Below are 12,510 nucleotides of genomic sequence, written 5' to 3' on the forward strand. Positions count from 1 at the left end.
ACACATTAAACTACGTACCTTAAAATTTGTCTTTTAATTAAAAAAAGTTAATTTGGTATTAAATCAAACTAAAAACATGAACATTAAAATTTTCAACGTTGCCTTAGGCCTTGCCCTTACCGCAACAGCTATCAGTGCAAAAGCTCAAAAAGTTTACAAAGAAGGTGTTGTAACTATCTCAACGGCAATGCAGGGACAACAAGTTGAAGCAAAAAGCTATTTCAGGGCTGATTCAGCTGCATCGCAATTCACTACCGGACCTGCTACCATTAAAATACTTACAGATGCCGAAGGCAAATCATTAGTAGTTATGGTTGATGTACCTGTGGCATCAATTAAAAAAGCCGCTATCGCAACCCCTGATGAAGTTGACCAGGCTATGGCTACCCTGCCTACTTTAACTTTCGCGCCAGGTACCGAAACCAAAGTAATTTCGGGTTTTAACTGCAAAAAAGTAGTTGCTACCGATACCAAAACCAACAAAACCTACGATGTTTGGGTAACCAATGATGTTACTTTACCGGTAACAGGTATTGCTAAATATTACCGCAACGCGGGTGGCTTCCCTATCCAGTACACCTCGTTTTCGCAAGGGCAAACTACCGAGGTTACCGTTAAAAGCATTGTAGAACAAAAAAACCCGGCCGGCACCTTCGGTATCCCTGCTGATTTCGACAAGATCACCATGGATGACCTAAAAGCTATGAGCGGCGGCAGATAATTAAAAGATAGCTTTCATCAAACAAAAACGGGGTTCTTGATGTCAAGAAACCCGTTTTTGTTTGCAATGACGCTTCGGAACTTAAACAAACATTTTAGCAATTCGTTTTAAGCGGCTATATCTCTCCCTAACTGCTCAACCCATTGGTTAAACAGCTTCGTTTCAAATTCAACGGCCTTTTGAGCATGAAGTTCCCAATCGGGTGAAAAGTGTTTTAACTGGTTGATCATTTCTTCCAGGTGCCCTTCCTCTTCTAAAATAATTGATTTAACGTTTACCTTGCTACCGGCCTCTTCAAGCGCTTCCTGGTAAATTGGGTAAAGTTCATCGGCGCGAACCTCTATAGCGTAGGTAACCAATAAGTAAGCTGCAAAACGTAATTCAGCACCTTTCAAATCCAGTTCGGTTTTAAGGTAACGGCACACATCAACATCCAGCTGATTTAAAAAGTATTTACTTGAGCCCGGAGCTAAAAGATACTCCGCAGCATAAGTAGGCAAGGTAACGCCTGTTTTTTCCAGTTGTTTTTTCAGGTAGAAGGCATGGCGGTGCTCTTCGGCAGCGTGCTTCAGTATAATGTAGGTTACGGTAAGCGGATCTTCACTGGCCGAAATTTTACGGGCACCGGTGTTTTCCATCAACGATAACGTATTTAACCATCGCGAATGCAATTGGTTATCGGCAATTATAACAGGTAGTATCTTATTTAGCATAGTTATATTTCTTCGAGCGCCTGCTCAATTTTGCTGTAAACATAATTGAGTTGCTCATGAGTAATGCAATACGGAGGTAAAATATAAATAACGTTGCCCAGCGGGCGCAATATAATACCTGCCGCTAAAAAGTAATGGTAAAGCTTATCGCGCAGCAAACTGAAATAAGAAGTATTATCTCCCGTTTCCCATTCCATAGCCACAATGGTACCGGTTTGCCTGATGGTTTTAACTTTAGGGTGATTGCGTACCCTCCCGGCAAAAGCAGCATGAGAAGCCGCTATCCGGGCTATATTTTCGGCGGTTTCAGGCTGTTGAAATAAATCAAGACTGGCCAGTGCCGATGCACAGGCTATAGGGTTAGCGGTAAATGAATGCCCGTGAAAAAGCGTTTTGAGTTTATCATCTGATAAAAACGCGTCGTAAATTTGCTGCGTACAGGTTGTTAGCCCCAAAGCCATGGTGCCACCAGTAAGCCCTTTAGAGAAACACATGATATCGGCCTCAACTTCTACATGGTTGGTAGCAAAAGGCTTTCCTGTACGGCCAAAGCCGGTAAACACTTCATCTGCAATCAGCAATACCCCCTCTTTACGGCAATGCGCCATCAGCTCGTTCAGATATTCGGCCTCATACATGATCATCCCCGCCGATCCCTGAACCAATGGCTCGAAGATAAAACAGGCGGTTTGAGATTTGAGATCAGAGATTTGAGATTTGAGAATTTCAATATTCTCCTTTGTGGGAATATCGATAAACTCAACCTCAAACAGCAAACTGTCAAAGGCTTTGGTGAACGCGCTTCTTCCGCTTACGGCCATAGCTCCGAAAGTATCGCCGTGGTATGCGTTATTGAACGCGATAATTTTAGTGCGCTGATCGCCTTTATTCAGCCAGTATTGCAGGCACATTTTTATGGCTACCTCAACCGCGGTCGATCCGTTATCGGAGTAGAATGCTTTTTTCTGGTTTGATGGCAGGATGGCCAGCAGGCGCTCGGCCAGTTCAACCGCACCCTGGTGGGTGAAACCGGCAAAAATTACATGTTCCAGCTTGTGCAATTGCTCGGATACCTTTTTAGCGATGTAAGGGTGCGCGTGCCCATGGATATTTACCCACCAGGATGATACCGCGTCGATATACTGTTTGCCTTCTTCGTCAAAAAGCAGCGCCCCCTCCCCCCGCACAATGCCAATGGGCGGTTGGGCGGTTTTCATTTGGGTATAAGGATGCCATATTACCTGTAAATCTCTTTCGGTAAGGCTCATAATTCATTTTGTAATAATTCAACCACACGTTTATCTGTCGGAAATTCAAAATCGGCGGTGCTTAATGCCGTTAGCGGCACCCACCTGAAAGCCTGCAATACTTCTCCTTCCCCGTCAAAATCAAAAGCCGCCGTTTTTATATTGAGGTTAACCGTGCCCAGACTCCTCACCTGGTAATACACGCTGATTACCTGCGAATTATTAAAGGCCGACTTTACGGCGAAATCGGTAGTATAAAAATGACCGACAACTTCAATTTCCAGGTTACACTCTTCCATAAACTCGCGTTTAAGGCCATCTATCAGCCCCTCGCCCAACTCCAGCCCGCCACCCGGAAACTTGGAAAAGCGCATGCCATATTCCTGCTCGTCGCTTATCAGCAACTCATCGTCATCATTCAGCAGCAAACCGTAAACCCTTACATTAAAGTATTCCATTTATTCAAAGTGTTTTTTGTTACGTACAACCTTATCCATTGTCCATACTATGGTTTCCGTTTGCGCTTCCGACCGGATGGGGCAATTGGGCATACTACAATAATGGCAACAATCGGGCAAGCATGGATCGGCATGGATAAACAGTTCAGTCTTGATCCCCATATCCTGGTTAATCATCTTGTCGACCAACGAGATCTCGGTATGTACAGTGTTCAAATCAAAGTAATTTGGCAAAGTCATGTGGCAATCAATATGCAGCTCATGCCCGTATTTTTGCGCGCGCAGGTTATGCACATCAATCCATGATTCGCGGCGTTTTTCGCTTAGTACCTGAATAATATCATTCACCACCTGGGTATCAGCTTCATCCATCAGCCCCCCTACCGATTTACGTACCAGTTTGTAACTGCTGTAAACTATATACAAACCAACCAAAATGGATAAGGCGCTATCCAGCCATAATATATGGGTAAATTCTATCAGCAACAAACCAACTACCAGGCCGCCACTGGTAACGGTATCGGCCAGTAAATGGCGCCCGTCGGCATCTAAAGTCATGGAACGGAGCGCTCTTCCCTTGCGGATCATGTAGTAACCAAGCCCGCCGTTTATGGCACCCGTAATACCGATAATCACCGCGCCGGTAAACAGATCATGGATAACGCTCGGATAAAAAAAGCTGTAAACTGATTTTACAATGATGATACATCCGGCTATACCTATTAAAGCCCCCTCAATAAACACCGAGAAAAACTCTACCTTACCGTGCCCGTAAGGATGGTTTTCATCGCGGGGAAGCGATGACAGGTAGATACTGTAAAAAGCGAAGGAACTGGCTATTACATTGACAATGCTTTCGGCGGCATCGGTTAGTACAAAGTTGGAGGCCGTTAAAAAGTAGGCACCGAATTTCGCCGACATCAGCACTATACCCGTAACAAGCGAAATTAATATGATCCTTTTTTGTTGATTCAAAGCAAGGGGTTATTAGGCCGCAAATTTAAAAAATAACAACCGTAAGTAGCAGTAAAGTTATTTTCTATATTTGCCGCGATAACATAATTTATATGAGCGCATTAAGTACCCGGATACAAAACCTGTCCGAATCTGCAACAATTAAAATGGCCAAACTGGGCCGTGAACTTGCCGCTAAAGGTGTCGACGTGATCAGCCTTAGCTTTGGCGAGCCTGATTTTCATACCCCTGAACATATCAAGGAAGCCGCCAAGCAGGCCATGGATAAAAACTTTACCTACTACACACCGGTTGCGGGCTACCCCGACCTTCGTAAAGCAGTAGTTGCCAAGCTCAAGAACGAGAACAACCTGGATTACGATGCTGCCGATATAGTTGTTTCTACAGGCGCCAAGCAGGCTATAGCCAACGCGGTGTTGTGTTTGGTTGATCCGGGACAGGAAGTAATTATCCCTACGCCTTACTGGGTATCCTACAGCGAAGTTGTTAAACTTGCCGAAGGTAAAAGCGTATTCATCAATACTACTGTTGATACCAACTTTAAAATTACGCCTGAACAATTGGAGGCCGCTATTACGCCAAATACCAAATTGTTTATGTTTTCATCGCCATGTAACCCTACCGGCAGTGTTTATAGCAAAGACGAGCTGGAAGGCCTGGCCAAAGTATTTGAAAAACACCCCCACGTTTATATCCTGAGCGACGAAATTTACGAGCACATTAACTTTGTTGATAAACACGAGTCGATCGCGCAGTTTGACGCCATTAAAGATCGCGTGGTGATCATCAACGGCTGGTCGAAAGCATTTGCCATGACCGGCTGGAGGATTGGCTACACCGCCAGCACTAAAGAACTTGCAGCCGCGTTTGACAAAATGCAGGGCCAGGTAACTTCAGGCACCTGTTCAATTACCCAGCGCGCGGGTATTGCCGCTTACGAAGGTGGCCTGGAAAGTGTGTTGGAGATGCGGGCCGCGTTCAAAAAACGCCGCGACATTGTTTATAAATTATTAAGCGAGATTGAAGGCATTAAAGTAAACCTGCCGGATGGCGCGTTTTACTTCTTCCCTAATGTTACCGCTTTCTTCGGTAAGAGCTACGAAGGCCGGGTAATCAACGATTCGGATGATTTGAGTTTATATTTATTGGAAGAAGGCCACGTGGCTACCGTAGGCGGCGATTCATTCGGCGACCCATCGTCTATCCGTTTATCCTACGCTGCCGCTGAAGATAAGCTGATAGAAGCCATGAGAAGGCTGAAAGAGGCGTTGGGCAAATTAGCTTAGATTTCGATTTTGGAATATTGTCTGAATCAGAATTTCCAGAATTTTAGAATGAACAGAATGGAATACTGCTTTTCTAAAAACTGTATGATTCAAAATAACATTTTGGGAATTCTAAAATTCTGATTCAGACAATCCCGTTCATACCAAAAAGGGTCGGTTTGCATGGCAAACCGACCCTTTTTGGTATAGCATTAAGGTAATCCTTAAAAAGGTTTATTACAGACCAAAGCCATAAGCTAAACGTAAACCTACCAGGCCGTAATTATTGCTCTGGCCTGAGAAGTTTTCGTAACGTACACCTATATCCCAAGATTTGGTAGCGTAGCCAACGCCGGGAGCAAGGATCAGTTTGGTGTTTTTATCTGCGCCAGCCACTATAGGATGCACTTCAAAACCGGCACCTACCTCACCGGCAAAATAAAAGCCATCGCCAACAAAGGCTTTAATACCTGCCTTCACAGGGATCATACCTAAAGACCTTCCTTTTACTGAAATGGTTGTTGTAGAGTTGTTATCAGAAAAAGAAGTGGTATAGGTTTTGCCAAAAAAATTGTAGTAACCAGAAGTTAATGTTAAAGCCAAATCATTGCTAACACCGTATTGTAAACGTGCAGTACCACCCAATTCAAAATTTGAATGATCATGAGCATTACCTGTTGGGATACCTGCTTCCAAACCAACACCAAAACGCAGCGCGTTAGCAGGTGTAGTTTGAGCTTTTACGTTTGTTCCGATAAAAATAGCCGCCGCGGTAAACGCCGAAGCCATCATTTTAGTCATTGTTTTCATAGTTCTCTTTTTTAGTCAAATTCTACAATGTTGTTGGTTAAGTTTTCATTGTATTAACCCCTCCTTAACAAATACTTTGCCATTGTAACTAAAATTTGACGGTATCTAAGTGCAATCATCAACCATAACAGATTACAAATCCCCTATGTTAAATTGCTTATTTATTGACTATCAATCAGATTTCGATAATGATTTTGGCGATATTTATACATTTCAACAGCCTGCTTCCAATTGATTTTTTTTTGAAAAACTGTTCTGCTTAGGCTCCAAAAGTGTACACAAACCTGAATTTTTTGGAACGAAAAAACGTCGATTAACGATATGCAATAACGTACCAAAGAAAAAGAGAGAAGCTTGCGCCACTCTCTTTTTACAAAAATTAAACAATGTATTTTGAAATTAAACTTCCGGCTCGTGCCCTTTTCCGGGTTTGTAGTTTTTCTCAAGTTCGGCCAGCTTTTCTTTACCGTATGCCGCCTTAGTGATAATATAAAACAATACCGGTACTATAAATATAGCGAGCGATGTGGCGGTAAGCATCCCGCCAAATACCGTCCAGCCGATAGTTTTACGCGCTTCGGCACCTGCACCAGATGCGATCATTAAGGGCACTACGCCTAAAATAAAGGCCATCGAGGTCATGATGATTGGCCTTAAACGGAGCCTTACCGCCTCCAGTGTCGCTTTTTCAAGCTCCATACCGGCGTCCACACGCTCCTTGGCAAACTCCACAATCAGGATAGCGTTTTTGGCCGCCAAACCGATCAGCGTGATCAAACCGATCTGCGCGTAAACGTTATTGGTTAAGTCGGGCCAGAAGGTCAGGAACAATATCGCACCAAAGGCCCCCAATGGTACCGATAACAATACCGAGAAAGGTACCGACCAGCTTTCATACAATGCCGCAAGGAACAGGAACACGAAACCTATTGACAGCGCGAAGATGTATACTGTTTTCGATCCTGACAACAACTCTTCACGACTTAAACCAGAAAACTCGTAACCGTAACCCTGGGGCAGTACCTGCGCGGCGGTTTCCTTGAGCGCGGTGATCGCGTCGCCGCTGCTGTAACCAGGTTTGGTACTGCCGTTAATCTCGGCCGAGCGGAACAGGTTGTAGTGCGAAATCAATGGCGAGTTCTCAATTACTTTATAGGATGTGAGCGTACTTAAAGGCACCATAGCACCGGATGAATTTTTTACAAAGTACTGCCCTATGTTTTGCACATTGGTACGGTAACTGGTATCGGCCTGGGCCACTACCCTGAAGTTACGTCCATAAATGGTAAAATCGTTAATATACGTACTACCTAAATAGGTTTGCAAGGCGGTATTTACATCAGATATGGCAACGCCTAATTTTTTTGCCTTTTCCCTGTCGATGGTTAACTGGTAAGCGGGTGTACTCGCGGTGAAGAACGAGAATGCCCTCGCTATCTCCTTACGCTGGTTGATAGCACCGAGGAAAGTACGCAGCGTTTTTTCAAACACCTTGATGTCGCCACCGGCCTGTTTCTCTTCCAATATAAAGGAGAAACCACCTGTGCTACCCAAACCCGGAATTGCCGGTGGTTGGATTACCACCACGTTTGCTTCTTTATATTTGGCCAGCTTTTGATTTAAGCGACCAACAAGCGCGGTTATCTGCTGCGATTTATCTTTACGCTCATCCCAGGGTTTAAGCTGCACAAATATGGTGGCGCTGTTTGATTTACTGGCGAAACTGATCGCGTTTAACCCGCCCAAAGCTGCATAATGCGCAATTTCGGGCACACTGTCAAGCGTGTGCATCATCCTGTTCAGCACATCAACGGTACGGCCTGTTGACGAAGCCTCGGGAAGGTCATAGGTAATATAAACCCGGCCATCATCCTCCAGCGGAATAAAGCCTGAAGGTTTATTTTTGAATAATAATATCGTACCGATAATGATACAAACCAGCACAATGATCACGTAGCGCGAGTTTTTGATACTCTTATCCACCGTGTTACGGTACCTGCCCGTTACTCTTGTAAACCAACTGTTAAACTTAAAGAAAAACTTATTTAAGCCTGTTGATTTTTCGTCGATCTTATGCGGTCTTAATATCAGCGTACACAAGGCCGGTGTTAAAGATAGCGCCACAAACGCCGAGATCAATACCGAGATGGCAATAGTGATGGCAAACTGTTGGTACAGCCTGCCTACTATACCCGGCACAAAGCCTACCGGCACAAATACCGCCGCCAAAATTAAAGCGATGGCTATTACCGGCGCCGAGATATCGGCCATGGCGTGCTGCGTTGCTTCCTTCGGGGTCATGCCCTCCTCATCCATATAGTGCTGCACCGCTTCTACCACCACAATAGCGTCATCCACCACAATACCGATAGCGAGTACGAAGCCGAAGAGCGTTAGCGTGTTGATAGTAAAATTAAGCGGTATAAAAAAGATGAAAGTACCAATAATAGATACCGGGATAGCCAATACCGGGATCAGCGTGGTGCGCCAGCTTTGCAGGAACAGGAACACCACCAGGATAACCAATGCCAGTGCGATAACGAGTGTTTCAACCACCTCATCAACCGATACTTTTACCACGGTAACCGCTTCAAACGGTACTACGTAGTCAATATCAGCCGGGAAGCTTTTCTTGAGCTCTTCCATAGTGGCATAAACGTTATCTGCGGTTTCGAGCGAGTTACTGTTGGGGGCCTGGTAAACCAGCAGGTAGGAAGCACGCTTGCCATCCACAAACGAGTTGCCCGAGTAGTTGAATTTACCTAACTCAATACGGGCAACATCTTTCAAATGCACTATACCGCCGTTGTTAGGTTGTGTTTTGATCACTACATTACCAAACTCTTCGGGCTTGGTTAAACGGCCCTTTACAATTACCGAGTATTCAAAGGTCTGGCCCTTCAGCTGTGGGGTGGCTCCTACCGTACCGGCGGCTACCTGCGCGTTCTGCTCCTGCAGGGCCGCTGTAACTTCGGCAGCGCTCATGCCTAAAGCGGCCAGTTTATCCGGGTTAAGCCAGATACGCATACTGAAATCATCGGCACGGGTAACTACGTCGCCCACACCTTTGGTACGCAAAATGGCGTCTTTAATAAATACGTTGGTATAGTTATCGGTAAAGGTAACATCATGTGTGCCTTTAGGGCTGTACATGGCCACCAGCATTAAAATACTTGGGTTACGTTTACGTACCACCATACCCAAACGCTGTACCTCCTGCGGTAAGGTTGGCAGGGCTATGCCTACGCGGTTTTGCACATCGAGCGCGGCAATGTTGATGTCGGTACCTACGTCAAAGTTAACGGTCATGCTCATCTGGCCGTTGCTACTGCTGTTACTTTGCAGGTAGGTCATGCCCGGTACACCGTTCACCTGCACCTCAACAGGGGTGGCAACGGTTTGCTCAACGGTTAACGCGTCGGCGCCTACGTAGTTACCGCTAACCGATACGGTTGGCGGCGTAATATCGGGGTATTGGCCTATAGGCAGGCTGGTTATTGACAGGATCCCAACAATTAATATCACCAGGGATATTACAATGGCGGTAACCGGTCGTTTTATAAAGGTATCTGCGATCATTATTTTTTACATTAAGTTTTCCGGGGTAGATGTCGCCCCTTTTTAAGCTTAAATTTTTTGCTGCTGAACGGTTATTTTTTTGGCGCGGCACCTGCAGCCGGAGCGGCGGCGCCGGTGGTAATCCTGCCCCCGTCACGCAAGCGGGTAAAGCCATCGGTTATCACATTATCGCCTTGCTTAATGCCATCCATCACCACTACATCATCATTAACGCGGGGACCCAATTTTACCTTAACCTGTTTGGCAATGGTATCGCGCCTGTCTTTAACAGTTTTATCAGCCGCTGTATCTTTAACAACGGTATCGCGGGCGGTGAATACGAAAAACTCGCCCATTTGCTCGGTAACCGCTTTATAAGGGATCTGTACCCTGTTGCCCGATTGGTTGTTCAATACCTGCAGCACAGCGCTCATCCCATCTTTCAACACATCATCCTCATTCGGGAACTGAACTCTCACCCTGATGCTGCCTGTTTGATTGCTTACCCCCCTGTCAACAGCCAGTACTTTACCCGGCTTATTATATTTGCTGCCATCAGGCAATACCAGTTTAAAGGTGCTGTCGGTGCTTGATTTTTGAAGATTGTAAAAACGGTTAATATCCTGCTCATTAATCACTACGTCAACGCCTATAGGATGCTCGGCCGAAATGGTATTTAACAGCGTTGTACCCACTGCCACCTGTGCGCCCAGCCTCACCTGCGAGATACCGATCCGGCCTGTAAAAGGGGCGGTTATGGTAGCATACGACAAATCGGTACGTGCCGACTCCAAACCCGCTTTGGCTACAGCTACCTGGCTTTTACTGGTCTCGTAAGTAGCTTGCGCCTGGTCTACCGTTTGGCGGGCAATGGCATCGTTTTTCAACAGCATGTTATACCTGTCTATATCTTTCTGCGCTTTAACCAGGTTCGCCTCAGCACTTAACACGTTAGCCTTAGCCTGATCATAGGCGGCCTGGTATTTACGTTTATCAATTTCATACAATACCTTTCCCTTCTGCACCACATCACCTTCTTTAAAAAATATTCCGGTTACAAAACCCGGCACCTGGCTGCGCAGCTCAACTGTATTGATAGAAACAACAATGCCCTGGTATTTATCATAATAAACGGCTTCGGCGGTTTTAGCTTTGGCAAGGTATACGGATGTTGGCGGCGCTGCCGGTGCGCCGGCCTGTTGTTTTTTACCGCATGCTGCCCATGTGAGTAATGCCGCAGGGGCTAACCAATATATATATCTGTGTTTCATGTAGAAAGGGTTGTTCGTGTTTATAGTGTATTCTCGTTTCGTTTTATCGAATTGTTATTGCGGCTGCTCAACCGGTAAAATGCCCAAAGCGCGCTGTACATCAATTTTACTGCTTAAAAGATTGAACAACGCGTTATAATAACTCAGTTGCGCCGTGCGCAGATCTGACTGGGCTACTATCACATCAAGGTATGTTTTCACGCCCTCACGATATTGCAGGCTCACCACCTTATAAACATCCGATGCGAGATCGACATTTTCGCGAATCAGCCTGTAGCTGGCGTAGTTACTTTTGTATGCCGCAAGAGCCTGGGTGTACTCTGTATTGATGGCATTTTTGGTATTTTCCAGATCAAGATCGGTGCGCTGAACCTGTAGTTTGGCCTTCGCCAGGTTTTGCAGGCGCTTTGTTCCCTGGAAGATAGGCACGGCCAGGGTTAAGCCTACATAACCGGTATGAAAGCCATTATTGTACAAATCTGACAGGTCATGACTGAAATAAGCATTCTGGTAGCTGCCCGTTGCCGATAACGAGGGTAAGAAGCCGTACCGGTAATAACTTACATTAAGGTTATTCAAAGCCTTTGTACTTTCCAACAAACGGTATTCGATGCGGTTGTTTACATTGAGCGCCTGCAGGGTATCGATACTGATTTCCTGTTCGTACCTGGTCGAATCGTAGGAAAGGCTTAACGGTGTAGAACCGTTAACCCCCATGATCTGCTTCAGCAAAGCGGTTTTACTTTTAATAGCTTCTTCGGTTTGCTTGCGTGTGGCCAGCGAATTATTTAGGGCGATGGTAGCCTGCTTATAGTCGGTAGGATCAGATACGCCGGCGGTATACCTGTTTTTGGCATCCTTAAGGCTGCGTTGTAAACGTGTAATATCGGCAATGGTGATGTCAAGCTGTTTTTCTGACAATAAAACATCGAAAAACGCTTTGCTTACATCGCTTACCACGTCAATCTGGCTGCTCAGCGTATTGTCCTTATAATACTGGCGGGAGTATTTTTTGGCTCTCGACGCCAAAAAAACGTCATTATTATAAATTGCCTGGCTTGCTGTTATACCCAAAGTTGAAAGGTTGCGGATACTCCCTACGTTGCTTGGGATGTTAGCGCCCGAAGCGCCAGCCTGCGGGCTGCCTTTAAAATAATAGTTATACAAGCCCGAACCGTTAACCTGCGGCAGCCAGCCCGATAAGCCAATGCGGATATCGCGCTCATTGATCTGCTCATCAATCGATGCCTGTTTAACAGCAGGCTGATTCCTTAATGCATAGTTAATAGCCTGCTTTAAAGTTATCGGCCCGGCAATGCTGTCGGTTAAATTCTGGGCAAAAACAGTGCTGTGTAAAGTTAGTGTTAATAAAAGTACCAATTGAGATAGAATGTACTTGCGTTTTTTCATAGGGCGAAACAGTATCGGTGTATATCAAGCAAAAATGGCCAACAAAAGTTTTAAAATTTATGATTGATTTGTACAGGGGAAT

Annotated in this window: 10 protein-coding genes; 2 read left to right on the forward strand and 8 right to left on the reverse strand. The window is 45.3% G+C overall.

Annotated features, from left to right (window positions below; genetic code table 11):
* The first annotated feature begins 76 nt into the window (after nt 1-76).
* Complete coding sequence (locus LX99_RS10080) at nt 77-721, forward strand: hypothetical protein (protein WP_146203093.1); 645 nt, start codon at nt 77-79, stop codon at nt 719-721.
* A gap of 107 nt (nt 722-828) precedes the next feature.
* Here LX99_RS10080 and LX99_RS10085 read toward each other — a convergent pair whose 3' ends face one another.
* From LX99_RS10085 to LX99_RS10100, 4 genes are read right to left on the reverse strand one after another with little or no spacing between them, the layout of a single operon-like run.
* Nucleotides 829-1,434 (reverse strand): hypothetical protein, encoded by a 606-nt coding sequence (locus LX99_RS10085; RefSeq protein WP_109607773.1) that lies wholly within the window; start codon nt 1,432-1,434, stop codon nt 829-831.
* A gap of 2 nt (nt 1,435-1,436) precedes the next feature.
* Nucleotides 1,437-2,702 carry an adenosylmethionine--8-amino-7-oxononanoate transaminase gene (bioA, locus tag LX99_RS10090; RefSeq protein ID WP_109607774.1) on the reverse strand — a complete coding sequence of 422 codons (1,266 nt, stop codon included), beginning with the start codon at nt 2,700-2,702 and terminating at the stop codon, nt 1,437-1,439.
* Nucleotides 2,699-3,139 carry an NUDIX domain-containing protein gene (locus tag LX99_RS10095; protein ID WP_109607775.1) on the reverse strand — a complete coding sequence of 147 codons (441 nt, stop codon included), beginning with the start codon at nt 3,137-3,139 and terminating at the stop codon, nt 2,699-2,701. Before LX99_RS10095 ends, bioA begins: the two co-directional genes overlap by 4 nt.
* Complete coding sequence (locus LX99_RS10100; protein WP_109607776.1) at nt 3,140-4,114, reverse strand: cation diffusion facilitator family transporter; 975 nt, start codon at nt 4,112-4,114, stop codon at nt 3,140-3,142. It abuts the gene before it with no gap.
* 92 nt (nt 4,115-4,206) lie between these two features.
* On the opposite strand from LX99_RS10100, the gene LX99_RS10105 reads away from it, so the two are divergent.
* Nucleotides 4,207-5,400 (forward strand): pyridoxal phosphate-dependent aminotransferase, encoded by a 1,194-nt coding sequence (locus LX99_RS10105; RefSeq protein ID WP_022830254.1) that lies wholly within the window; start codon nt 4,207-4,209, stop codon nt 5,398-5,400.
* Between the two features lie 216 nt (nt 5,401-5,616).
* On the opposite strand, the gene LX99_RS10110 is transcribed toward LX99_RS10105, so the two are convergent.
* The 4 genes from LX99_RS10110 to LX99_RS10125 form a co-directional block, all read right to left on the reverse strand.
* A complete protein-coding gene (locus LX99_RS10110; protein ID WP_146203094.1) occupies nt 5,617-6,189 on the reverse strand; it encodes a hypothetical protein in 573 nt (190 codons plus the stop codon).
* A 399-nt stretch (nt 6,190-6,588) separates the two neighbouring features.
* On the reverse strand, nt 6,589-9,768 hold the full coding sequence (locus tag LX99_RS10115; RefSeq protein ID WP_109607778.1) for an efflux RND transporter permease subunit: 3,180 nt from the start codon (nt 9,766-9,768) through the stop codon (nt 6,589-6,591).
* Nucleotides 9,769-9,839: 71 nt separating this feature from the next.
* On the reverse strand, nt 9,840-11,018 hold the full coding sequence (locus LX99_RS10120; RefSeq protein WP_109607779.1) for an efflux RND transporter periplasmic adaptor subunit: 1,179 nt from the start codon (nt 11,016-11,018) through the stop codon (nt 9,840-9,842).
* Nucleotides 11,019-11,072: 54 nt separating this feature from the next.
* Nucleotides 11,073-12,428 carry a TolC family protein gene (locus LX99_RS10125; RefSeq protein WP_109607780.1) on the reverse strand — a complete coding sequence of 452 codons (1,356 nt, stop codon included), beginning with the start codon at nt 12,426-12,428 and terminating at the stop codon, nt 11,073-11,075.
* Nucleotides 12,429-12,510: the final 82 nt, after the last annotated feature.

Origin of the sequence: Mucilaginibacter oryzae, from assembly GCF_003148845.1 — a bacterium.
Lineage (GTDB): Bacteria > Bacteroidota > Bacteroidia > Sphingobacteriales > Sphingobacteriaceae > Mucilaginibacter > Mucilaginibacter oryzae.